Origin of the sequence: Delftia sp. 60 (genome assembly GCF_002754395.1) — a bacterium.
In the GTDB taxonomy this organism is placed as follows: domain Bacteria; phylum Pseudomonadota; class Gammaproteobacteria; order Burkholderiales; family Burkholderiaceae_C; genus Comamonas; species Comamonas acidovorans.
The window spans coordinates 4,156,865-4,178,661 of record NZ_PEFD01000001.1 but is presented as its reverse complement, the minus strand read 5'-3'; the positions used below and the strand labels follow the sequence as shown (position 1 = coordinate 4,178,661).

The following is a 21,797-nucleotide window of genomic DNA, read 5'->3' as shown; positions in this document are numbered from 1 at the left end:
CTGGCGGTATCCGCAGGCCGGATCAGCCGGCGTCCTGCAGCATGGGCAGGCTCACACTCGCCATCAGCCCTCCATCCTCCGCACTGAGCAGCTCGATGCTGCCGCCGTGCCGCTCGGTCACGGTCCTGGCGATGGCCAGGCCCAGGCCGCTGCCGCTCTGGCTCTGGTCGGGTACGCGGAAGAAGCGGTCGAAGACGCGCTGGCGCCAGGCCTCGGCAATGCCCGGGCCACGGTCGCGCACCTGGAGCACGGCCTGGTCGCCCTGGCGCTGCAGGCGCACGCTGATGGTGGCGTGCGCGGGGCTGTATTTGATGGCGTTGTCCACGAGGTTGTCGATCAGCGAGACCAGGCCTTCGCGTTCGCCCATCACGCTCAGTGGCTCGCTGGCTTCCAGGGCCAGTTCCACCGGGCGGCGGCAGGCCAGGGCGTCGAGTGCGGCGAGCCGGTCTTCCAGCAGCAGGTCCAGGCGCAGCGGCTGCATGGCCATGCCGGGCGCTTCGGTCTCGCTGCGCATGAGCTGCAGCAGCTGGGCCACCATGCGGCTGGCGCGCTGGTTGCTGCGCAGCAGGCTGTCCATGAGTTCCTGCTGGCGCGGTTCGCTGCCAAGGCGCAGCAGGGCCTCGACGTTGACGTGCATGGCTGCCAGCGGCGTGCGCAGTTCGTGGGCTGCATCGGCGATGAGGTTGCGCTCGCGCTCGCTGCTGGAGCGCACGCGGGCCAGCAGGGCGTTGATGTCCTGCACCAGCGGCCGCAGCTCGGCGTGTGGCGGCGCATAGGTGAGCGCGCTGAGGTCGTCGGGGCCGCGTGTGGCCAGCTCGTCGCCCACGCGGCGCAGCGGGCGCAGCGCCGCGCGCACCGACCACCAGGCCGGAAAGGCCAGGAAGGGTAGGCTGATCAGCAGCGGCAGCAGGTAATAGCTGCGGGTGTTGAGGGTGATCAGCAGCTCCTTGAAGGACGGCAGCATCAGCGTGACTTCGGTCTGGCCCGAGGCCGAGCGCAGCGTGCTCATGCGCCAGGTCTGCCCTTCGAAATCTATGTCCTCGACCGTGTCCAGCACGCGGTTGCGCAGCGTGGGTGCCGGCGTGGGCGAGCGGTACAGGAGCTGGCCGCGCTGCCAGACCAGCAGCGTGGGCGTGAAGCGGATGTCGTCGTCTCCGTCGCCGTACTCATGGCGCAGGGCCGTGTCCAGCGCGGCCAGGCTGTGCTGCTGGCGGTCCGGAAGGTCGGCCAGGTCCTCGGCCACAGCCATGACAAGTTCGTAGACAGGCTTGCTGACCAGCAATTCATTGTGGAAGTGGGCCATGTAGATGGCTGCCACCAGCAACGCGGTCCAGATCGCGGTGAGCACGCCCATCTGGGCCAGCAGCATCCGCCGGCCCAGTGTGGGCCGCAGCCAGCGGCGCCATCTCGGGCTGGCCTGGTGCCCCTGCAGGGTGTGCGATGTCATGGTCAGGACAGGGGTGCCATCGGCTGCGAGTCGATGACATAGCCAATGCCGCGCACCGTGCGTATGAAGCCCGGCCCGATCTTGCGGCGCAGGTTGGAGACATGGACCTCCAGCGCATTGCTGCCGTTGGCGCTGCCACCCGGGATGACTTCCTCCTCGATGCCGCTGCGCGTGACCACGCGGTCCATGCGCCGCAGCAGCAGGGCCAGCAGGTCGAATTCGCAGCGGGACAGCTCGACGTTCTGGCCTGCAACGCTGACACGGCGCGTGGGCTCGTGCAGCGACAGGCCGCGCAGATGCAGCGTTCCGTCGCCCTGCCCATAGCTGCGGCGTGCCAGGGCGCGCACGCGTGACACCAGTTCGGCCAGGGCAAAGGGCTTGACCAGATAGTCATCGGCGCCGCTGTCCAGGCCGTGCAGCCGGTCGTGCAGGCTGTCGCGTGCGCTCAGGATCAGCACGGGCAGGCGGCGCCATTCGCGGCGCAGGCGCGTGAGCAGGCTGATGCCGTCGCCATCGGGCAGGCCCAGGTCCAGCAACACCATCTCGAAGCTTTGCTGCTCCAGCGTGCGCAGCGCATCGGACAGGCGGCGCACCCAGACCACGTCCATGGCGTGATCGCCCAATGCGATGCGCACGCCATTGCCCAGATCCAGATCGTCCTCCACCAGCAGCAGTCTCATCGTGTGTTTCCTGTGCCGCTCCCATGCCGTGGACCGGCGCCTGCGGGAGGGCTGCCGCGAGTATCGGTCAAGGCGGGGACGATGCGCTTCAGCATCCCTTCAGGAAAGCCGGGGCAGGTCTTCAGGCTGGTTTGCCACAGTGGCCCGCTCGACAACTCCCACGAAGGCAAGGCGCGCATGCCAAGACTCTCCCGCTGTTCCTTGCTGAGCCGCCTGGCGGCGCTGTGCGCGCTGGCTGCCTGGATGCTGGTCGTGGCGGGTTTGCGTGCCTCGGCTTTGCCGGAGCACAGGACTGCGGCGCCAGGCGCGCGGCCCGCGGCGGCCGGGCATCAGCCGGGGGCACTGCCGGCCGTGCGGGCGCTTCAGGGATTCAAGGGGCTGGCGCGCGGAGCGACAGCGCATCGATGGCGCGCAGGTCGTCGTCGCTGAGCGTGCCGGCCGCCTGGCGCAGCTTGAGCTGGCCCAGCAGCACCTGGTAGCGCGCCAGGGCCAGGTCGCGCTGGGTCTGGTAGAGCTGGCTTTGCGCGTTGAGCACGTCGATGTTGATGCGCACGCCGACCTCGTAGCCGAGCTTGTTGGCGTCCAGCGCGCTCTGGCTGGACGCCAGCGCGGCCTCCAGCGCCTTGACCTGGGCCTGGCCCGACTGCACGCCGAAGAAGGCCGTGCGCGTGCTCTGCTCCACGTTGCGCTGGGCGTCGTCCAGCTGTGCCCGCGCCTTGTCTTCCAGCGCCAGGGTTTCCTTGATGCGGTTTTGCACGGCAAAGCCGGCGAACAGGGGCAGGTTCATGACCACGCCCACGCTGGCGGCATTGGTGCGGTAGCTGGTGCCGATCTGCGGCGTGACCGAGCCGTTGGGATAGCGGTTGACCACGTAGCCGGCCTGCAGGTCCACGGTGGGCTTGTGGCCGGCCTCGGCTTTCTTCGTTTCCAGCTGGGCGATGTCCAGCGCCAGGCGGGCCTGGCGCAGCTGGGGCTGGCCTTGCAGTGCGGTGTCCACCCAGGACTGGGCATCGGAGGGCATCAGGGCCGGCAACTGCAGCGGCTGGGCCAGGGGGCGGGGCACCGTGCCCACGGCGCCAACGATCTGGTCCAGCACCAGACGCTTGACGCGCAGATCGTTCTCGGCGGCGATTTCCTGCGCGCCGGCCAGGTCGAACCGGGCCTGGGCTTCGCGCGAGTCGGTGATGGTGGCCGTGCCGACCTCGAAGTTGCGCTTGGCAAATTCCAGCTGCTGTGCAATGGCGGCCTTCTGTGCCTTGACCACGGCCAGGCTGTCCTGGGCGCCGAGGACATCGAAGTAGGCCTGGGCCACGCGAACCAGCAGGTTCTGCTCGCCGCTGTCCAACTGGGCGCGCGCCACGTCCACGCCGCGCTGGCCCTGGTCGTAGGCGATCTTGTTGGCCGGGCGGTACAGCGGCTGCTGGGCGCTGAGCTGCAGGTTCTGCTGGGGCGAGCGAAAGCTCCCCGGCAGCACGCTGACTTCCACATGCGAGGTGTTGGCACCGGCCTGCAGGCCCACGCTGGGCAACAGGCCCGAGCGTGCCTGCTCGGCGCGGCTGGCGGCGGCCTGGGCGTCGGCCTGCTGGGCCTGCCACTGGGCGTCGTAGCCGCGGGCCTTGGCCACCAGTTCGGACAGGTTCTGGCCCGTGGCCGCAGAGGCTGTCAGAGAGGGCAGGGCAGACTGCGGGGCCGCAGGGGCGGGCGCAAGGACGGCTGGGGCAGGAGCTTGCGCCAGGGCCGAGCCCATGCCGGCCGCGCACAGCAGCAAGGCCATGTGGCGCAGGGGCCAGGCGTATGGGCGGGTCAGGGCGGAAGCGACAGGGGCAAGGGGCCGAAGCAGGGGCATAGAGGTCCTCGAATCAAAACACAGTCGTCACGAAGCACCGGGGACGGCGGGTGTACCGCCGTGTCCCGGGTTTCTTTTGCGTGTTGCCGCTCAGTAGCGCGGCACGCCTGGGTCGCGCTCGCGCGACCAGGCATCGATGCCTCCGCTGATGTTGGCCACGGTCTCGAAGCCGTTGTTCATCAGGAAGGCAGCGACATGCATGCTGCGTGCGCCGTGATGGCACAGGCAGGCTGTGGGGTGATCCGGATCGAGTTCCTGCAGGCGCGAGGGAATCTCGCCCATGGGGATGCAGCGCAGCTCGAAGCCCTCGGGGCGTACGCTGGCCTGGGCCACTTCCCAGGGCTCGCGCACGTCCAGCACCAGGGGCAGGGCATCGGAGCCGCTGGAGTGCTGGTTCAGCCAATCGTTGAGTTGCGCGGGAGGCACTTGGGGAAGCATCGGAAAGATCCTTGCGGAATGGAGTGGAGTTGCCGCAGCGGCCGAAATCCTCTGGACCCCGGCCGCCGTGGCGGATTTCAGAACGTGAAGCGCGAAGGCTCTTCGAAGTTGGCCAGGCGTGCGGTCACCACGTCCCAGGGCTGGCTGGTTTCGAACTGGTGGCCGTTCTTTTGCACCAGCGTGAAACGCATCATGGGCAGTTGGCCGACGATGGCTGCCAGGCGGCCGCCGTCGTTGAGCTGGGCCAGCAGGGACTGGGGCACCTGGGCGACCGAGCCGCTGAGCACGATGGCGTCGAACTGGCCCAGAGCGGCCGCTGCCGTGGCGCCATCGGCCAGCTTGACCTCGGCATTGGTGATGCCGGCGCCCAGCAGGTTCTCGCGGGCCATCTCGGCCAGCTCGGGCACGATCTCCAGTGTCACGACTTCCTTGGCCTGGGCGGCCAGCAGGGCGGCCATGTAGCCCGAGCCGGCGCCGATTTCCAGCACGCGGTCGGTGGGCTTGATCTTCAGGTCCTGCAGCATGCGGGACTCGATGCGCGGGGCCAGCATGCACCAGCCCTTGGCGGCGGCTTCCTCGGCCGGGGCGACCAGGGGGATTTCCAGGTCCATGAAGGCCAGGCCGGCATGTTCGGGCGGCACGAAATTCTCGCGGTGCACCTTGCCCAGCAGCGCCAGCACTTCTTCATCAAGCACGTTCCAGGGGCGGATCTGTTGCTCGATCATGTTGTAGCGCGCGTGCGCTTGGGCGCTGTGGTGTTCGGGCAGGCTGTTCAGGGGCAGGCTCATGGGGTATCTCCGGAGAAAGACTTGTCAGGACAAACCTTTGATTCTACGAGTCTCGCGGCGGGGTGGGGGCGCTGGCGGCGCCTTGGCCGGGTGCCGCGTCGTGCCGGTTGCCGTTCCACAGGCGCCGCAGCCACTGGGAGAAGTCGTCAAGGTAGCAATAGACCACGGGCACGACCACCAGGGTCAGCAGCGACGAGGTGACCACGCCGCCGATCACCGACTGGCCCATGGGCGCGCGCTGCTCGGAGCCTTCGCTGAGTGCGAAGGCCAGCGGCACCATGCCGAAAATCATGGCCAGCGTGGTCATCAGAATGGGGCGCAGCCGCACGCGTGCTGCCAGCAGCAGTGCCTGCTCGCGCGGCAGGCCGTCGCGGATCTGGCCGGTGTCCGGGTCGCTGTGAGGGCCGCGCGCACGGATGGCGAAGTCCACCAGCAAGATGGCGTTCTTGGTGACCAGTCCCATGAGCATGACCACGCCGATGATGGAGAACATGGACAGGGCCGAGCCGAACATCATCAGCGCCAGCACCACGCCGATCAGCGTCAGCGGCAGCGAGGTCATCAGCGCCAGCGGCTGCAGGAAGCTCTTGAACTGGCTGGCCAGGATCATGTAGATGAAGATGATGGCCAGCGCCAGGGCGGACACCGCATAGCCGAACGATTCGTTCATGCTCTTGGTGGCGCCGCTGAACTGCGTGCGGTAGCCGGGCGGCAGGGCGATGTCGGCCAGCGCATTGCGGATGTCGGCCGAGACCTCGCCGCTGGAGCGCAGGTAGACGTTGCCGCTGAAGGCGACCTCGCGCGTCATGTCGCGGCGGTTGATCTGGCTGGGGCCTGTGGCGGGCGTGACGGTGGCCACCTGGTTCAGCCGCACGATGCGCATGCCGCCGTCGCCCGAGGTGGAGGGCAAGGCGAAGGGCAGGCGCTCCAGGTCCTGGGGCGTGCTGCGCGACTCGGGCGCCAGGCGCACCTTGACGTCATAGGTCTGGTCGTCGCTGGCGCGCCAGTTGCCCACGGTCTGGCCCGCCACCCAGGTGCGCAGAGCGGCGGCCATGGAGCCTACCGACAGGCCCAGGTCGGCGGCCGCATCGCGCCGCACGGTGATGTCGATCACGGGCTTGTCGGGCTTGAGGCTGCTGTCCAGGTCCACCAGTCCGGGAATGCCGCGCAGGCGTTCCATCACCACGCGGTTCAGGCGCTCCAGCTCGCCCAGGTCCGGGCCCTGCAGCGAGAATTCGACCTGTTTTTGCCCGCCCACGGGCTCGCGCTGGCCCACATGGGTGACGGTGATGCCGGGCACGCTCTGCAGCTGCTCGCGCAGCACGCCCGAGAGTTCATCGCCGCTGCGCTGGCGCAGGTGGCGGTCCAGCAAGCGGATGTAGATGCTGGCGTATATCTTGCCCTGGGCCGTGCCGGTGTTGATGGTGGCCAGCGTGTAGCGGACCTCGGGCAGGGCGCGGATGATGGCATCGACCTGGCGGGCCTTGGCCTCCGTGGCCTCGATGGACGAGCCCACGGGCGTGTTGAAGCTCACCGTGGTTTCCGAGAAGTCGGCCTTGGGCACGAATTCCGTGCCCAGCAGCGGCACCAGGAAGATGCTGGCCACGAAGATGGCCAGCGCCGCCGCCAGCGTGGTGATCTTGTGGCGCAGCGCCCAGCCCAGCACGTCCTGGTAGAAGTGGGACAGCGAGTCGGTAGCGCGCTCGAACCAGGCCGTGACCCGTCCCAGCGTGCGGTCGTAGAGGCTGTTGCCGCGCTTGTCGCCGTGGGCGTGGATGGTCGGGTCATGCCAGACGCTGGAGAGCATGGGGTCCAGCGTGAAGCTCACGAGCATGGAGATCATCACGGCCGCCACGATGGTGATGCCGAATTCGTGGAAGAACTTGCCGATGATGCCGCCCATGAAGCCGATGGGCAGGAACACCGCCACGATGGACAGCGTGGTGGCCAGCACGGCCAGGCCGATCTCCTGCGTGCCGTCGAGCGCGGCGGCATGCGCGTCCTTGCCCATCTGCACGTGGCGCACGATGTTCTCGCGCACCACGATGGCGTCGTCGATCAGCAGGCCCACGCACAGCGACAGCGCCATCAGCGTGATCATGTTGATCGAGAAGCCGAACCAGTACATGAACAAAAAGGTGCCGATCAGCGCAATGGGCAGCGTCAGCCCCGTGATCACCGTGGAGCGCCAGGAGTTCAGGAACAGGAAGACGATGAGCACCGTCAGTGCCGCGCCCTCGATCAGCGTCTGGCGCACGTTGTTGACGGCCACGCGGATGGGGCGGGCGCTATCGGCAATCGGTTCCAGCCGCACGCCGGCCGGCACTTCGGCGGCGATCTCGCGCAGCGTGGCGTTCAGGCCGTCCACGACTTCGATGGTGTTCTCGTCCTGGGCCTTCTGCACGGACAGCAGCAGGGTGCGGCTGCTGTTGTACAGGGCCACGGTTTCCAGTTCGCCCGCGCCGTCCTGCACGCGCGCCAGCTGGCCCAGCCGCACGGGAGCGCCGCCGCGTTGGGCGACGATGATGCGCTCGAAGTCCTGCGGGCGCTTCATGCGTGCGTCGATCTGCACCACGCGCTCCTGCTCGCGCGAGCGGATGGCGCCCAGCGGCAGGTCCTGGTTCTCGCTGCGCACGGCGTTCACGATCTGGTCGGGCGTGATGGCATAGGCTTCCAGCGCCTCGGGCTGCAGGTAGATGTTGATCTCGCGCGGCGTGGCGCCCACCAGGTTGACGGCGCCCACGCCGCGCACGTTCTCCAGCCGCTTCTTGAGGACCTGGTCGGCCCAGCTGGTCAGCGCGACGGCATCGGGCGCCTTGGCGCCGCCATCGGCCTGGGGCAGCACGGCCACGGACCAGATGGGCGAGCTGGCCGGATCGAAGCGCAGCACGCGCGGCTCCTTGACCTCGTCGCGCAGGGTGGGGCGCACCGAGGCCACCTTCTCGCGCACGTCCTCAGCAGCGCGGCGGCCATCGACATGCAATTGGAATTCGATGATGACGACGCTGGTGCTCTCATAGCTGCGCGAGGTCAGCGCGTTGATGCCGGCAATGGAGTTGACGCCTTCCTCGATCTTCTTGGTGACTTCCGACTCCACGATCTCGGGCGAGGCGCCCGGATAGTCCACCGTGACCACGACCACGGGGAAGTCCACATTCGGGAACTGGTCCACCTTGAGTCGCTGGTAGGAAAACACACCCAGCACCATGAGGGCCAGCATGAGCATGGTGGCGAACACAGGGTTGGCCAGGCTGACGCGCGTGAACCACATGGTCAGCGGGCTCCGGGGGCTGGCGCAGCCTGGGGCTGCGGGGCCTGCTGCATTTGCTGCATCTGCACCGCCGTGCCCGCGCGCAGGCCGCCCACGCTGCCGGCCAGCACCCGGTCACCGGCCTGCAGGCCGCTGGACACGGCGATCCAGGTGGCGCCATCCTGCGCGCTCTGGCTGCCCAGCGTGACCGGGCGGTGCTGCACGCGCAGCAGGCTCTTGTCCGCTTCGGACTCGCCCGCTGGCTGCAGCAACTGCACATAGGGTTGGGGCTGGTCGGTGCGCACGGCGGTCAAGGGCACGGCCAGCTGTTCGGTCTGCCCCGTGACAATGCTGCCCTGCAGGTACAGGCCCGGGCGCACGATGGGGATGGATCTGCCGGCGGCGCCTGCGTTGGCCGGTGCAGCCTGCACACGCAGATAGACGGCCACGCTGCGCGAACCTGCCTGGGCGCTGGGGTTGATGCGCACCACGCGCGCGGGCACGGTGGCCACATCGTCGCCCGCACCCTGGACCTGCAACTGGGCCTGCTGGCCGACCTGCACGCGCACCGAATCGGCGGGCGCCAGCTGGGCCACGACTTCGAGGTCGGACGGATCGACGATCTCCAGCACCCGCGTTTCCACGCCCACGCGTTCGCCGTCCTGCACCAGGCGCTGCGCGACCTGCCCGTCCATGGGACTGCGCAGCACGCTGTCGGTCACGCTCTTGCGGGCCACATCGGCGGCGGCCTGGGCGGCGGCCAGGTTGGCGCGTGCGGCATCGAGATTGGATTGGGAGGTGGCCAGCGCCGTGGTCGAGATGAAGCCTTGCGTGACCAGGGCCTGGTTGTTGTCGTGCTGGCGCTGGGATAGCTGCAGCTGCGCCTGCGCCGCATCGGCCTGCTGGCGGGTCTGGCGCCAGCGGGCCTCGACCTCGGTGGCGTCCACGCGGGCCAGTTCCTGGCCCTTGCGCACGCTGTCACCCTCGCGCACCTGCAGGCCGCGCAGCTCGCCGGCCACATAGGCCTTGACCACGGCGCTGCGCACGGCCTGCACCACGCCGCTGACGGGCACGGTCAATTGCAGCTGGCGCGGCTGCAGCTGCACCACTTCCTGCGGACCCACGCGCACCGGCATCTCGCGCGGCTGGGTGGCTGCGGCGATGGCGCTTTGCTTGCTGTGCCGGGTGGATGCGGCGCGCCATACGCTGGCGCCGATGGCGATCAATAAGGCCAGGCCGATCAGCCAGCCGGTGCGACGCTTCATGGTGTGGGCGGGGAGGAGGGTGGTGTGGTGGCTGCAAGGGGCTGGCACATGCCATGCAGCAGATAGTCGATCTGGGATTCCAGAAACTGCTCGGGATCGAAGTCTCCATGGGGCAGGCAGCCGCCCAGCGAATGCTTCCAGATCATCAGAAACATCATCGGGGCGACCACGCAGTGCACGGACAGGTCCAGATCCATGGGCCGGAACTCGCCGCGCTCGACGCCGCGCTGCAGGATGCGCCGGATCAGCTCATGGCCTGGAAGAACCACTTCCTGGTGGTAGAACTGAGACAGCTCGGGAAAATTGCCCGCCTCGCTGAGCATGAGCTTGGTGATGCCCGACGCCTTGGTGCTGCCGATGCGTTCCCACCAGGACTTGAAGCAGTAGCGCAGCAGATCGGTTGAAGGCGCGCAGTAGTTGTCGAGCTCTTCGCTCCACTCGCCGAAGCGGCCCGCGATGCTGTGGCGCACCACGGCCTTGAAAAGCTCCTGCTTGCTCGCGAAATAGAGGAACAGCGTGCCCTTGGAGACCCCGGCGCGGGCGGCGACTTCTTCGACGCGGGTGGCGGCGTAGCCCTTTTCCACGAAGAGGTCGAGCGCCGCTTCCAGCAACTCGCCGGGACGCTCCTGCTTGCGGCGGCTGCGCTTTCCGGAAGGCTCGGCGGGGGCGGGTGAAGAGGCGGGGGAGTCGGTCACGGAAAATTAATGACTGATGGGTTAGTTATCGTAACCGCAGAACCGTTCGTCGTCACCTGGCTTGTGCATGGGCTAACCTGTAGGAGCGACGGCCCGCATGCATTGCGTGTGGTCATTTTTTCGATTTCTTCACAGAAAAGGCGCATATGGCGACTGAAACCATTTATCTGGGCGGCGGCTGTTTCTGGTGCACCGAAGCCGTTTTCGACCGCGTGCGCGGCGTGAGCGACGTGCAAAGCGGCTACGCCAATGGCGATCTGGACGATCCCAGCTACGAAGACATCTGCACCGGCGAGACCGGCCATTCCGAGGTCATCCGCGTGCAGTTCGATCCTGCCGTGATCCCGCTGCGCGACCTGCTCACCGTGTTCTTCGGCACGCACGACCCGACCACGCTCAACCGCCAGGGCAATGATGTGGGCACGCAGTACCGCAGCGGCATCTACACCACGAATGAGCAACAGGCCGAAGTGGCGCGCACGCTGATCTCCGAACTCACCCAGGCCGGCGCCTACGACGCGCCCATCGTCACCGAGGTGCAGCCCCTGGCCAGCTACTGGCCGGCAGAGGACTATCACCAGGACTACTTCCTCAACCATCCCAACCAGGGCTACTGCGCCTTTGTGGTGGGGCCCAAGGTGCAGAAGTTCCGGGGCGCCTTTGCGCGCTGGGTCAAGCCGTGAGCGGGTGGCGGCGCGTGATGTAAGCGGTTGTGATTCGCAGGCATAATGCAACCCGGTTGCGATAATGCCGCCTGGCTGCCCTGCCGTGTTCAGCGGCCTGACCTTTGATCACCCATGTCCTTGCCGACCCCCACTTCCCTGCCCATACCTGCCGGCATGCGTTCGACGCGTGCCACGCGGGCCGTGCTGGCGATGTGGGAGTCGCGGGCCGACGCGCTCCTGAGCGAAGCCGATGTGGAAGCGGCCCTGCACGCCCAGGGCGTGCAGGTCAACCGCGTCACCGTCTACCGGCTGCTGGACCGCCTGGCGGCAGCCGGTGTGTTGCGCCGCAGCGTGGATGCTGCCCGCGTGGCCCGCTACAGCCGGTCCGTGCCGGGCGCGAGCAGGCAGGCCGATGCCGCTGCGCATTTCGAATGCGCGGACTGTCACAGCGCTTTTCGGCTGGGCGGCGAGGGCGGTGGGGGCGGCGAGCCGCTGCAGGCCGCTTTGCTGCAGCTGCGCCAGGCGCTGGCCGCCAGCGGCCTGCAGGGCCGGGCCATCGACGTGGCGGTGACAGGGCTGTGCCAGGACTGCAGCAGTGCAGGGCCATCCCGAAATGCTCCGTCTGCCTGAGGCGATCGCCCTAGCCCCTTTCTTCTCTTGCATAGCTCTTCAGGATTTCGCATGACCCTTGCACCATTGCGCTCCGTTTCCTTGATCCTGGCCGCTGTCTTCCTGGCCGTAGCAGCCCAGGCACATGACCACGATCACGACCACGCGAAAGCCCAGCCGGACGCCAAGGCACAGGGCGCCTCGGCGCCGCTCGATGCCCATGCCCGGGCCGACATGGAACGCCATCGCGCCCTGGCCAAGGCCCACGAAGCCGCCGCGCAGTGCCTGGCCGCCGGCCGCGACCACGAGCAATGCCAAAAGCAACTGCAGGCCGATTGCAAGGGCCTGGCGCTGGGCAAGTTCTGCGGCATGCGCCATGCGCATTGAGTGCGGTCCTGCCCGCCGTGTGGCGCCGTGAGCAATCGCCAGTCTTTGTGACGAGATGGTGAAACCTGCCCCGCAAATTGGCGCATACACTCTGCGCTGCCCATCCAGCCCCTGATCCCTCCATGCCCTTGCAACCCCCGGAACGTCACTTGCCAGCGCAGGCCTCAAGGCTTGCGTTGCGCGGCGCCGTGCCGGGTCGGGCCTGGCTGGTGGCCTGGCTGCTGGTCTGGTCCATTGCCCTGGCGCCGTTGCTGGGCCAGATGCACCGCGTGGTGCACGCGGGCGGCCTGGCTGCAGCCACGCTCCATGGCCCTGTGGAGGTGGTTGCCACTTCCTGCAATGCACCTGTCGATTGGGTCCATGCGCTGTTCTCGGGCCACGGCCCGGCGGATTGCCAACTGCTGGACCAGTTGCACGAAGGCATGGCGGGGCCGCCATCCGCCGTGGTGCTGCCGCCTTTCTGGGGCGAGCAGGCCGAACCCGTCCAGCCGGTCGTCGTGCGCGATGGCCGCATGCTGGCGGCCTTCTTCGATGCGCGGGGTCCCCCGCATCCCATCACTGTCTACCTGGCGGCTTGAATCTCCGGGACTGGCGCTGCATGCGCCGGCCCTGCACAGCCGCTCGGCCGCGCCTTGCTGCATTGATCGCAACAAGGCGCCGCGCCCAGGTCCGGCAGTTCCTTGAATGCATATCCGATCGGATGGCTGGATGCGCCTGCAGGGCGCGCCGTGGCCGTCCGCTTCCGACGCCATTTTTTGCAGCGCCCGGATTTCCACGCCCCGCAGGGACGTGGCCGGCCGCTGCCGGGAAGACCAGTGATGAGAGTGACAACAAAGCAATACCACCAGGACGCCAAGGCGCAGGGGGAGAGGACGAAACTGCGCCCGCTGCTGCAGCAACTGCTGCTGGCAGGCGTGCTGGGCCCGGCGACGGGCGGCCTGGCCATGGCGGCAGAGCCTGCCGACCCCGTGCCCGCATCAGGACCCGCAGCCGCAGCTGCTGCCGAGGCGGGCGCGCCGCGCAGTGATGCCCCCGTGCTCAATGAGGTGACGGTCAAGGCCAGCGGCCTGGGCCTGACCTCGGCCGACATGTCCACGCCGGCCACGGTGCTGGAAGGCGACGTGCTCACGCTGCGCCAGGCCGCCACGCTGGGCGAGACGCTGGACGGCGAGCCCGGCATCCATGCCAGCCATTTCGGCGCAGGCGCAAGCCGGCCCATCATCCGCGGCATGGACGGCCCGCGCGTGCAAATCCTGAGCGATGGCTCCGAGCTGCACGATGCCTCCACCATCAGCCCTGACCATGCCGTGGCCAGCGAGCCCATGCTGGCCACGCAGATCGAAGTGCTGCGCGGCCCCTCGGCGCTGATCTACGGCGGCGGTGGAGCCATGGGCGGCGTGGTCAACATCCTGGACGACAAGATTCCCACGTCCATTCCCAAGAACGGCATCACGGGCTCGGCCCAGCTGCGCGGCAGCACCGGCGCGGGCGAGACGGCGGGCGCTTTCTCGCTGACGGGCGGCGCCGGCCAGCTGGCCATCCACGCCGAGGGCATGGCGCGCGATGCCGGCGACTACCGCGTGGGCAGCGGCTGGGCGCCCAACGGCCAGTCCCAGGGGCGCGTGGGCGGCAGCTTCAACCGCACGGACACGGGCAGCCTGGGCCTGTCCTGGATCGGCACGCAAGGCTACCTGGGCCTGGCCTACACGCGCCAGACCGCGCGCTATGGCCTGCCAGGCCACAACCACAGCTTCGAGGGCTGCCACACCCATGGCGACCATCTGCACTGCGGCGGCCATGACCACGGCGACGAGGACGGACATGACCATGGCGGCGACGAACACGATCACGACCATGGCAGCGTGCCGGTGGTCGATCTCAACAGCGAGCGCTGGGATCTGCGCGGCGAATGGCGCAATCCGACGGCTGGCATCGCGGCGCTGCGCGTGCGCGGTGGCTGGACCGACTATCGCCATGACGAGATCGAAGGCGGCCAGGTCTCGACCACGTTCAAGAACCGCGCCCATGACCTGCGCGTGGAGGCAGAGCTGGAGCCCATCGCCGGCTGGCGCGGCGTCATCGGCCTGCAGACCGTGCAGCGCAAGTTCAGCGCCGAGGGTGAGGAGGCCTATGTGCAGCCCACCGAAACCCGCCGCAACAGCATCTACCTGCTGGAGGAATACCGCTGGCAGGACTGGCGCTGGCAGGCTGCGCTGCGCCACGAGCGCCAGACCGTGGACGCCCAGCAAAGCGGCATCTCGCGCAGCCACAGCGGCACATCGTTCTCGCTGGGCTCGGTGTGGAAGTTCACCCCGGGCTACAGCCTCTCGGCTTCGCTGACGCAGGGCAACCGCCTGCCCACGGCCGAGGAGCTGTACGCCAACGGCCTGCACATGGCGACTTCCACCTATGAGCGCGGCAATGCCGACCTCAAGCGCGAACGCTCGCAGGCGCTGGACATCGGCCTGCGCAAGACGGCAGGCGACACCACGTTCAGCGTCAATGCCTTCCACCATCGCGTCAAGGGCTATATCTATGGCGCCACGCTGGACGAGCATGACGGCCTGCAACTGCTGCAGTACACCCAGGCCGATGCGCGCTTCACCGGCGTGGAGGGCCAGGTGCGCCAGAAGCTGTCGCGCCAGTGGGGCTTGACCCTGTTCGGTGACGCCGTGCGTGCGCGGCTGGAAGACGGCTCCGCCTTGCCGCGCATCCCCGCGGCGCGCGTGGGCCTGCGCGTGGACACCTTCTACAAGGGCTGGGATGCCCAGGCCGAATGGGTGCAGGTGCTGCGCCAGAACCGCGTCACCGCCTATGAGACCGAGACGGACGGCTACGGCATGCTCAACGTCTCTGCCAGCTACACGCTGCGCACCTCGGGTGGCATGCCCTGGCAGTTCTTCATCAAGGGCAACAACCTGACCAACCGCCTGGCCTTCGCCCACACCTCGTTCATCAAGAACGCTGCGCCGCTGATGGGGCGCAACATCACGGTGGGCGTGAAGGTGTCGTTCTAAGAACGCACTCCAGGGCGAACTGCCCGCTGCGCTCCAGCGCCGTCTGCTACAGGTAATGCTGCAGATGGCGCAGGGCGCGCGCGCTTTCCACGCCTATCCACTGCACGACTTCGGTCTCGGCACGGCCCGCGCGCAGCCAATGCACGATGGCCGTGTTGCGCAGCACCTGCGGGCCGACACGGTGCAGCGGCGCCTGCTGCGCCGAGGCAGGCTGCGCGGCATGGGCGCGCTGTATCAGCTGTGACGCCACATGGAACAGCACGCGCACCGACAGCGGCTGCCCTTCACGCGAATAAAAGACCGTGGCATCGGGTTGAACGGCCTCCGGCCCGCGCTGGCCGGCGCTGAAGCCTTTCCAGTCCTGCAGCGCCTTCACCACCGTTTCCGACAGATCCAGCGTGCGCTGCTGTGCGGCGCGTGCGCCATCGATATGCAATTGACAGGGAAGGCCATCGCCTGGTCCGGCGCATTGCACATCGCGCCAGCACAGGCCGCGCACCTCCTCGGGCGCCAGCGCCAGTTCGTACAGCAGCAGCAAGATGGCGCGGTCGCGCGCCGACTGAAAGCCGTCGGCCATCGGTATGTGGCGGGGCAGGGCATTCCACAGCGGCGCGGGAAGGCAATGGCCCTGGCCGTCTTCGGCAGGTGGGCGTTCCTGCGGCGCCAGCCCTGCGGCTGGATTGGCGCTGACCCAGCCGTGGTCCAGCGCATGGTCGTAAATGCGTTCCAGCAATCGCCAGTAGCGCCTGCGCGTGACCTCGCTGATACGGCGGCCGGGCTGGTGGCCCGACAACTGGCCTTCGCGCGGGCGCAGGAAATTCTGGACATCAACGGCGGTGGCCTGTTGCCAGGCGCGGGCCTTCGCCTTGACTTTGCCTTTTGGCGTGGCGGGGGAGGGGGACCTTCTTTGGCTGACATGCCGGCATCGCCCAGGCTGCGCAGCCAGGCACGCCATACCTTTTCGTAGCCGCTGTCGGGTGCCGTGTCCAGGGCATCCCAGCCCTTGGCGCCCTCGGTTTCCAGCCAATGCCGGAACAGGGCCAGCCCGTCGGGGACAGTGGACGGCGGCTTGCCGGCCGCGGGTGCCTGAGAGGGTGATGAAGTCATGGGCGTTGAGAACAAAACGAGCCAACCAATGGAGTTGTTCAATGTAACTTACATGATATCAAGCGACAACCTTGTTATCGACTGATGAACACCAGTGGCGACAAGTCGCCAGAAAAAGGGCCGTTCGGCCTGGATTCGAGTCCTTGGCACGTCTCTAGACGTGTGTTGGGCACTTTCAAGCACCCGCGCTGGCTCTGCGCGCTGGTGATCGCAAGCGCTGGTCCAGGGGAAGCAAGAGGAGGGCAGAAGGCGGCCCCTGTCTTCAGGACAGGGACCGCAGCGGTCAAGCCGCCATGTGCCCGAATCGGCCGGCATTGAAGTCGGCAATGGCTTCGCGGATCTCGGCCTCGCTGTTCATCACGAACGGGCCGTGGCCCACCACGGGCTCTGCAATGGGCTCGCCCTCCAGCCACAGCACGGTGGCGTCGTTGTTGGCCTCCAGGCGCACCAGATCAGCCTCGCGATCGAAGTGCACCAGCTGGCCTTCGCGAACAACCTCGCCGTCGTTGACCAGCACCGTGCCATGCAGCACGACCAGGGCCAGCGTATGTCCGGGCTTGGCGCGCAGCTCGGTGGTGCTGCCGGCTTTCAGGCGCAGATCCCAGACATTGATGGGCGTGAAGGTGCGCGCCGGCCCCTGGCTGTTGTCAAAGGCTCCGGCAATCACCCGCACCCGGCCTGAGCCGCCTGGCAGTTCCACGGACGGGATCTGTCCATCCAGCAGGGTCTGGTAGCCAGGCGCAACCGACTTGTCCTTGGCGGGCAGGTTCACCCACAGCTGCACCATCTCCAGCCGCCCGCCGCGTTCGGTGAACGCATGGGAATGGAATTCCTCATGCAGGATGCCCGCGCCAGCCGTCATCCACTGCACGTCGCCAGGGCCGATCAGCCCGCCAGCGCCGGTCGAATCCCGGTGCTCGACTTCGCCCTCATAGACGATGGTCACGGTCTCGAAGCCGCGGTGCGGATGCACGCCCACGCCGCGAGGCTGGGATGCCGGCTCGAAGCTGGCGGGGCCTGCGTGGTCCAGCAGCAGAAAGGGGCTCAGAGCCGCACCATGGTTGCCATAGCTGAACAGCGAGCGCACGGGAAAGCCGTCGCCCACCCAATGGGCACGGGGAGCGCTGTAGACGCCGAGCATCTTCTTGAGCATTTGCTTCTCCTTGGGAATCGTGGCTGCCGCAGCGTTAGCGCCAGCCACTTTTTGCACATGGGAGAATCTTAGGATTTGAACGATGAATGCGGTAGATAGCAAAATTTGCCTTCATCGTCCTGAATAAAGAACAATGACCATGCTGCGTGTGCTGGCCGAAAGGGCGCAGTGCCTGGTCGTCCTGCCCGGCTGGGAGCCGTGCCGCGAGCTGATCCATGCGGTGTACGCATCCTGGCGCGGGCAATTGCCCGCCGTGCGGTTGCTCATCGACCATCTGGCCCAGGCCTTCGAGGCCCTGGAAGAAGCCTGAATGAGGCAGGGCCTGGCCTGCGGCGCATAATCTGCGCGCGCCGCCAACCTGCGCAGGCGCAGCTTCCCGATCCCGCTTCAGTGAACTCTCCCGTCTTTGCCTCCCTCATCCCCGTCATTCTTTGCATTGGCGCAGGCTTTCTCGCCGCCCGTCTGGGCTGGGTGCGGGCCGCTGCCATCAAGGATTTGTCCAACCTCGTTTTCCTGGTGCTCACGCCGGCGCTGCTGTTCCGCACCATGGGCGCGGTGCGGGTGCAGGAGCTGGACTTTCAGCCCGTGGCGCTGTATTTCCTGGCGACCGCGCTGATCTTCGGGGTGTCCATGGTCCTGGGCGGTTTTTCCACGCGTTCGGCCGCGCGGGGGCTGGCCAATATGTTCAGCAACACCGTCATGATCGGCGTGCCGTTGGTGGGGCTGGTCTACGGGGAGGACGGATTGGTGACGCTGTTCACCCTCGTTTCGCTGCACGCGCTGATTCTGCTCACGGCGGCCACCATCGTGTTCGAGCTGGCCGAGGCCCGCGAGCACCAGCGGTCGGGCCAGAGCGCGCCGCGCCCCATGTGGCGCACGGTGCTGCAGGCCGTGCGCAACGGCATCGTCCATCCTGTGCCGCTGCCCATACTCGCCGGCCTGCTGTTCGCACAGACCGGTCTGGCTCTTCCTGGGGTGGTGGATCGCTCCCTGCAGGTCTTGGGCCAGGCACTGGGCCCCATGGCGCTGCTGCTGGTGGGGGTGACCCTGGCGTACACCAAGGTGGGCCAGAACCTGCGCGAGGCAGTGGGCATCGCGCTGGTCAAGAACCTGGTGCATCCGCTGCTGCTGCTTGCGCTGGCCTGGGCCTTCGGTCTGGGCGGCCTGCCGGTGGCCGTGATGTTCACGGCGGCTGCACTGCCCGTGGGGGCCAACGTGTTCCTGTTCACGCAGCGCTATGGCGTGATGCAGGAGGAGGTGTCCGCCAGCATTGCGGTGTCCACGGCGCTGGCCCTGCTTACCGTGCCGCTGATGCTGTGGCTGGCCCAGCGTCTGCTGGGCTGACGGGTTTCAGCAGGAGCAGCGCCAGCAATCCAGGGGATCAGGGCGCCAGACGTTGGCGCAGCCAGGTTCCAGATTCCAGCTGGTAGCACAGGCGGTCATGCAGGCGGCTCTTGCGGCCTTGCCAGAATTCCCAGCGTTCGGGCACGAGCCTGAATCCACCCCAGTGCGGCGGGCGCGGCGGGTTCAGCAGGAATTGCGCGCCGTACTTGGCCGCATTGGCCACCAGCACGCTGCGGCCGCTGATGACCTGGCTTTGCGGGCTGGCCCATGCGCCAATGCGAGAGTCCAGCGGGCGGCTGTTGAAGTAGGCGTCGCTTTCGGCCTCGCTGACCTTTTCCACGCGGCCCTCGATGCGCACCACGCGCTCAAGCTCCACCCAGTGGAACTGCAGCGCTGCAAACGGATTGCCCGCCAGTTGCTGTCCCTTGCGGCTGTCGTAGTTGGTGTACCAGACCAGGCCGCGCTCGTCATAGCCCTTGATGAGCACGATGCGCGTGCTGGGCCGCAGGTCGCCGCCCACGGTGGCCAGCGTCATGGCATTGGGCTCGGGCACCTGGGCGCTCAGGGCTTCCTGCAGCCATTGGTCAAACTGCTGCAGCGGATCGGCCAGGGAGGCCGATTCGCTCAGTTCCGCGCGCTCGTAGCTTTTGCGCAGATCGGCGATCGAGGTGGAAATGCTGCTCATGGCCAGCATTGTGCCTGCGCCCGACCTCCCATTTGCTGCGCTAGAGTTGCGCATGCTCAGAGACTTCAAAGGCCGCCCCTGCGTGATCATCCTCGCCTCGGGCCGTGGCGAGCGTTTCCGCGCGTCGGGCGGCACCATGCACAAGCTCGCCGCGCCGCTGGGCGGCAGCACCGTGCTGGAACACACACTGGCCGCCGTCCGCGCCAGCGGCCTGCCCTGGCATCTGGAAGATGCGGGCCACCCCGGAATGGGCGATTCGCTGTCTGCGGCCGTGCGTGCCACAGCCGATGCGCCAGGCTGGCTGGTCTTGCCGGCCGACCTGCCGCTGGTAAGTCCACAGACCTTGCTGAAAGTGGCCGATGCATTGCATGCGGGGGCCCGAGCCGCCCAGCCTGTCCATCAAGGCGAGCGTGGACATCCCGTGGGTTTCGGCGCCGCATGCGGCGCGGCGCTCATGGCGTTGAGCGGAGAGAAGGGCGGGGCGCCTGTGCTGAAGGCGCTGCGCGAAGCCGGACATCTGGTTCAGGTCGATGTGGACGATGCTGGTGTGCTCACCGACATCGATACGCTGGACGATCTGGCGCGCGCTGAGGTGTTGCTGCAGAACCGGCCTGAAGTGGGCTGAATTCAGGCTTCGCCGTCTGCCGTAGCGGGGCTGCCTTCGGTCGCTGGGTCGGCTTGGCTGCCTTGGCAATAACCGCGCAGTTTGAGCAAGGCCCGATACATCACCTCCCGTTCCTCCTGCGTCAGCGCCAGCAGAGCAGCGGCCTGGTGTTGCCGGGCCACGGGCATCACCTCGTCATGCAACTGCCGGCCCGCAGGCGTGATGGAGCACAGGATCTTCTTGCGTGGAGTGGAGCCTTGCGCCAGCAGGGCCACCAGGCCGCGTTCCTGGAGCAGCCGCAGCGCCCGGCTCACCAGGGCCTTGTCCGAAGTGGATTGCACCACCAGCGCGCTGAACGGCAACTCGCCTGCATGCGCGACAAGGGCCAACAGCCGCCACTCCGAAACCGTCAAGCCCGCCGTATCGGCATAGGGCACGGTGATGGTGCGCCGCAGCGCATTGCCCACCTGGCTCATCAGCGTGGTCAGAAAGGCATCGACGGTCAGGCTGCTGCCTGCCTCGTCAAGGTGGGTCCAGGGATTGCCTGCGGGCGTGCTGGGCACAGGGAGAGGAGAAGGTGGGATGGACATGTTCCCATCAATTGTTTCACAGGCTGCCTGACGTTTGTCTTGTGGAATTTCTTTGGAGAAATCAATAGAGGTCAATCGGTGTTTTCGGTAAGTTGATTCATCAACTTACTGGAGAAAATCGTTATTGATTCTTTTGAGGATCAATGTTTCATGGGTGAATCGTACAAATTCATCGCATAGCCAGCCCCAGCTGCCATGCCCGTATCTGACCGATGCATGTCCGCGCTTTCAAAGGAGCCAGTGATGACCCCCCATCGTCGGCAAGGCCTGACCATTGCAGCATTGGCTTTTGCCACCGCTGTCTGTGGTCCGGCATTTGCACAGGACTACCCCGCCAGGCCGATCACCGTGGTGGTCGCCTATCCCGCAGGTGGTGACACGGACGCCATGGCGCGCCTGTTCGCCGAAAAGCTCACGTTGCGTCTGCGCCAGCCCGTGGTGGTGGACAACCGGCCCGGGGCGGGCGGCACCGTGGGCAACAACCTGGTTGCGCGGGCCGTGCCCGATGGCTACACGCTGCTGTTCACGCCCAACCCCTTCACCATCGCCCCCATGGTGATGAGGCTCCCTACTGCCGCGACCTATGACCCCTTGAAAGGTTTCACCCCCGTGGTGCAGACCGCCAGCCAGGCCGTGCTGCTCGTGGCCCATCCCTCCACGGGATTCAAAAGCGTGGCCGACATGGTGGCTGCGGCCAAGGCCGGCAAGACGCTCAGCTACGCCAGTCCCGGCGCAGGCTCGCCCATGCACATAGGTGCCGAGTGGCTGAACCGCGCTGCCGGAGTGAGCATTCAGCATGTGCCCTATCGCGGCGTGGCACCGGCCGTCAACGATGTGGCTGCGGGCCATGTAGGACTGGCCTACGTCACGCTGGGGCCGGTGGCCCAGTACATCCAGGCGGGCAAGCTGCGCGCGCTGGCCGTGACCGACCCGAAGCGTTCGCCCCTGCTGCCCGATGTGCCTTCACTGGCGGAACTGGGCTACAGGGACATCGCCGCGGGTGCCTGGAATGGCTTCTTCGCGCCCAAGGGCACGCCGGCCGCCGTGGTGCAGACCTTGAACACCCATCTCAACGAGATCCTCAGGATGCCGGAGGTGGTGGCAAAGATGGCCACCTTCGGTGCCGTGCCCGTGGGCGGGTCGCCGCAGGTGCTGGCCGATGTCAACGCTGCCGACTACGAGCGCCTGGGCAAGGTGATCCGCGAACTCGGCATCACCGCTGAATGA

The 21,797-nt window shown here is 67.4% G+C and carries 21 protein-coding genes; 9 read left to right on the top strand and 12 right to left on the bottom strand.

Going from position 1 to position 21,797, the window contains the following annotated elements; all coding sequences use genetic code 11:
* Positions 1 to 22: 22 nt before the first annotated feature.
* The 8 genes from CLV01_RS18890 to CLV01_RS18855 form a co-directional block, all read right to left on the bottom strand.
* Entirely contained in the window at positions 23 to 1,447 is a 1,425-nt protein-coding gene (locus tag CLV01_RS18890; protein ID WP_099733509.1) for a sensor histidine kinase, read from the bottom strand.
* Positions 1,448 to 1,449: 2 nt separating this feature from the next.
* The gene (locus CLV01_RS18885; protein WP_013802240.1) at positions 1,450 to 2,127 is read right to left on the bottom strand and encodes a response regulator; all 678 of its coding nucleotides are present in this window, start codon (positions 2,125 to 2,127) and stop codon (positions 1,450 to 1,452) included.
* Between the two features lie 370 nt (positions 2,128 to 2,497).
* Positions 2,498 to 3,973, bottom strand: coding sequence for a TolC family outer membrane protein (locus CLV01_RS18880; protein WP_099733510.1), 1,476 nt, complete (start codon positions 3,971 to 3,973; stop codon positions 2,498 to 2,500).
* 90 nt (positions 3,974 to 4,063) lie between these two features.
* The gene (locus tag CLV01_RS18875) at positions 4,064 to 4,411 is read right to left on the bottom strand and encodes a rhodanese-like domain-containing protein (protein ID WP_012205782.1); all 348 of its coding nucleotides are present in this window, start codon (positions 4,409 to 4,411) and stop codon (positions 4,064 to 4,066) included.
* A gap of 77 nt (positions 4,412 to 4,488) precedes the next feature.
* Complete coding sequence (locus tag CLV01_RS18870) at positions 4,489 to 5,199, bottom strand: protein-L-isoaspartate O-methyltransferase family protein (protein WP_099733511.1); 711 nt, start codon at positions 5,197 to 5,199, stop codon at positions 4,489 to 4,491.
* Positions 5,200 to 5,242: 43 nt separating this feature from the next.
* Positions 5,243 to 8,470 carry an efflux RND transporter permease subunit gene (locus CLV01_RS18865; RefSeq protein WP_099733512.1) on the bottom strand — a complete coding sequence of 1,076 codons (3,228 nt, stop codon included), beginning with the start codon at positions 8,468 to 8,470 and terminating at the stop codon, positions 5,243 to 5,245.
* 2 nt (positions 8,471 to 8,472) lie between these two features.
* A complete protein-coding gene (locus tag CLV01_RS18860; protein ID WP_099733513.1) occupies positions 8,473 to 9,714 on the bottom strand; it encodes an efflux RND transporter periplasmic adaptor subunit in 1,242 nt (413 codons plus the stop codon).
* Complete coding sequence (locus tag CLV01_RS18855; protein WP_013802244.1) at positions 9,711 to 10,409, bottom strand: TetR/AcrR family transcriptional regulator; 699 nt, start codon at positions 10,407 to 10,409, stop codon at positions 9,711 to 9,713. Before CLV01_RS18855 ends, CLV01_RS18860 begins: the two co-directional genes overlap by 4 nt.
* A gap of 146 nt (positions 10,410 to 10,555) precedes the next feature.
* On the opposite strand from CLV01_RS18855, the gene msrA reads away from it, so the two are divergent.
* The 5 genes from msrA to CLV01_RS18830 all read left to right on the top strand — a co-directional run bounded on the left by msrA (position 10,556) and on the right by CLV01_RS18830 (position 15,087).
* Positions 10,556 to 11,092 carry a peptide-methionine (S)-S-oxide reductase MsrA gene (gene msrA / locus CLV01_RS18850; RefSeq protein WP_034394147.1) on the top strand — a complete coding sequence of 179 codons (537 nt, stop codon included), beginning with the start codon at positions 10,556 to 10,558 and terminating at the stop codon, positions 11,090 to 11,092.
* A 114-nt stretch (positions 11,093 to 11,206) separates the two neighbouring features.
* A complete protein-coding gene (locus CLV01_RS18845; protein ID WP_257221400.1) occupies positions 11,207 to 11,704 on the top strand; it encodes a Fur family transcriptional regulator in 498 nt (165 codons plus the stop codon).
* A 51-nt stretch (positions 11,705 to 11,755) separates the two neighbouring features.
* A complete protein-coding gene (locus CLV01_RS18840) occupies positions 11,756 to 12,070 on the top strand; it encodes a hypothetical protein (protein WP_099733515.1) in 315 nt (104 codons plus the stop codon).
* A 122-nt stretch (positions 12,071 to 12,192) separates the two neighbouring features.
* Positions 12,193 to 12,648, top strand: coding sequence for a hypothetical protein (locus tag CLV01_RS18835; RefSeq protein WP_063325987.1), 456 nt, complete (start codon positions 12,193 to 12,195; stop codon positions 12,646 to 12,648).
* Between the two features lie 240 nt (positions 12,649 to 12,888).
* Positions 12,889 to 15,087 (top strand): TonB-dependent receptor domain-containing protein, encoded by a 2,199-nt coding sequence (locus CLV01_RS18830; protein WP_099733516.1) that lies wholly within the window; start codon positions 12,889 to 12,891, stop codon positions 15,085 to 15,087.
* A gap of 46 nt (positions 15,088 to 15,133) precedes the next feature.
* Here the strand turns inward: CLV01_RS18830 and CLV01_RS29700 are convergent, their stop codons facing one another.
* Both CLV01_RS29700 and CLV01_RS18820 read right to left on the bottom strand, forming a co-directional pair.
* On the bottom strand, positions 15,134 to 15,820 hold the full coding sequence (locus CLV01_RS29700; RefSeq protein ID WP_257221399.1) for a tyrosine-type recombinase/integrase: 687 nt from the start codon (positions 15,818 to 15,820) through the stop codon (positions 15,134 to 15,136).
* A gap of 657 nt (positions 15,821 to 16,477) precedes the next feature.
* Positions 16,478 to 17,347: a pirin family protein gene (locus CLV01_RS18820; RefSeq protein WP_099733518.1), complete on the bottom strand. Its 870-nt coding sequence runs from the start codon at positions 17,345 to 17,347 to the stop codon at positions 16,478 to 16,480.
* A 133-nt stretch (positions 17,348 to 17,480) separates the two neighbouring features.
* Here CLV01_RS18820 and CLV01_RS18815 point away from each other — a divergent pair, with 133 nt between their 5' ends.
* On the top strand, positions 17,481 to 17,657 hold the full coding sequence (locus CLV01_RS18815; protein WP_373681064.1) for a hypothetical protein: 177 nt from the start codon (positions 17,481 to 17,483) through the stop codon (positions 17,655 to 17,657).
* A gap of 80 nt (positions 17,658 to 17,737) precedes the next feature.
* Entirely contained in the window at positions 17,738 to 18,691 is a 954-nt protein-coding gene (locus CLV01_RS18810; protein ID WP_063325991.1) for an AEC family transporter, read from the top strand.
* Between the two features lie 37 nt (positions 18,692 to 18,728).
* Here CLV01_RS18810 and pdxH read toward each other — a convergent pair whose 3' ends face one another.
* Entirely contained in the window at positions 18,729 to 19,376 is a 648-nt protein-coding gene (gene pdxH / locus CLV01_RS18805) for a pyridoxamine 5'-phosphate oxidase (RefSeq protein ID WP_099735105.1), read from the bottom strand.
* A gap of 52 nt (positions 19,377 to 19,428) precedes the next feature.
* Between pdxH and CLV01_RS18800 the strand changes: the two genes are divergently transcribed.
* Complete coding sequence (locus tag CLV01_RS18800) at positions 19,429 to 20,001, top strand: nucleotidyltransferase family protein (RefSeq protein WP_099733519.1); 573 nt, start codon at positions 19,429 to 19,431, stop codon at positions 19,999 to 20,001.
* A 2-nt stretch (positions 20,002 to 20,003) separates the two neighbouring features.
* Here the strand turns inward: CLV01_RS18800 and CLV01_RS18795 are convergent, their stop codons facing one another.
* Positions 20,004 to 20,570 (bottom strand): MarR family winged helix-turn-helix transcriptional regulator, encoded by a 567-nt coding sequence (locus CLV01_RS18795; protein WP_099733520.1) that lies wholly within the window; start codon positions 20,568 to 20,570, stop codon positions 20,004 to 20,006.
* Between the two features lie 243 nt (positions 20,571 to 20,813).
* On the opposite strand from CLV01_RS18795, the gene CLV01_RS18790 reads away from it, so the two are divergent.
* A complete protein-coding gene (locus tag CLV01_RS18790) occupies positions 20,814 to 21,797 on the top strand; it encodes a Bug family tripartite tricarboxylate transporter substrate binding protein (RefSeq protein ID WP_099733521.1) in 984 nt (327 codons plus the stop codon).

What these genes read in the sequence shown, in the direction of transcription:
- CLV01_RS18830 (WP_099733516.1), top strand. Translation starts at nt 12,889, where the DNA reads ATGAGAGTGACAACAAAGCAATACCACCAGGACGCCAAGGCGCAGGGG.
- CLV01_RS18865 (WP_099733512.1), bottom strand. Translation starts at nt 8,470, where the DNA reads ATGTGGTTCACGCGCGTCAGCCTGGCCAACCCTGTGTTCGCCACCATG.
- CLV01_RS18880 (WP_099733510.1), bottom strand. Translation starts at nt 3,973, where the DNA reads ATGCCCCTGCTTCGGCCCCTTGCCCCTGTCGCTTCCGCCCTGACCCGC.
- CLV01_RS18875 (WP_012205782.1), bottom strand. Translation starts at nt 4,411, where the DNA reads ATGCTTCCCCAAGTGCCTCCCGCGCAACTCAACGATTGGCTGAACCAG.
- CLV01_RS18890 (WP_099733509.1), bottom strand. Translation starts at nt 1,447, where the DNA reads ATGACATCGCACACCCTGCAGGGGCACCAGGCCAGCCCGAGATGGCGC.
- CLV01_RS18800 (WP_099733519.1), top strand. Translation starts at nt 19,429, where the DNA reads ATGCTCAGAGACTTCAAAGGCCGCCCCTGCGTGATCATCCTCGCCTCG.
- CLV01_RS18790 (WP_099733521.1), top strand. Translation starts at nt 20,814, where the DNA reads ATGACCCCCCATCGTCGGCAAGGCCTGACCATTGCAGCATTGGCTTTT.
- CLV01_RS18840 (WP_099733515.1), top strand. Translation starts at nt 11,756, where the DNA reads ATGACCCTTGCACCATTGCGCTCCGTTTCCTTGATCCTGGCCGCTGTC.
- CLV01_RS18870 (WP_099733511.1), bottom strand. Translation starts at nt 5,199, where the DNA reads ATGAGCCTGCCCCTGAACAGCCTGCCCGAACACCACAGCGCCCAAGCG.
- CLV01_RS18835 (WP_063325987.1), top strand. Translation starts at nt 12,193, where the DNA reads ATGCCCTTGCAACCCCCGGAACGTCACTTGCCAGCGCAGGCCTCAAGG.
- CLV01_RS18885 (WP_013802240.1), bottom strand. Translation starts at nt 2,127, where the DNA reads ATGAGACTGCTGCTGGTGGAGGACGATCTGGATCTGGGCAATGGCGTG.
- CLV01_RS18845 (WP_257221400.1), top strand. Translation starts at nt 11,207, where the DNA reads ATGTCCTTGCCGACCCCCACTTCCCTGCCCATACCTGCCGGCATGCGT.
- CLV01_RS18820 (WP_099733518.1), bottom strand. Translation starts at nt 17,347, where the DNA reads ATGCTCAAGAAGATGCTCGGCGTCTACAGCGCTCCCCGTGCCCATTGG.
- msrA (WP_034394147.1), top strand. Translation starts at nt 10,556, where the DNA reads ATGGCGACTGAAACCATTTATCTGGGCGGCGGCTGTTTCTGGTGCACC.
- CLV01_RS18795 (WP_099733520.1), bottom strand. Translation starts at nt 20,570, where the DNA reads ATGTCCATCCCACCTTCTCCTCTCCCTGTGCCCAGCACGCCCGCAGGC.
- CLV01_RS18860 (WP_099733513.1), bottom strand. Translation starts at nt 9,714, where the DNA reads ATGAAGCGTCGCACCGGCTGGCTGATCGGCCTGGCCTTATTGATCGCC.
- CLV01_RS18815 (WP_373681064.1), top strand. Translation starts at nt 17,481, where the DNA reads ATGACCATGCTGCGTGTGCTGGCCGAAAGGGCGCAGTGCCTGGTCGTC.
- pdxH (WP_099735105.1), bottom strand. Translation starts at nt 19,376, where the DNA reads ATGAGCAGCATTTCCACCTCGATCGCCGATCTGCGCAAAAGCTACGAG.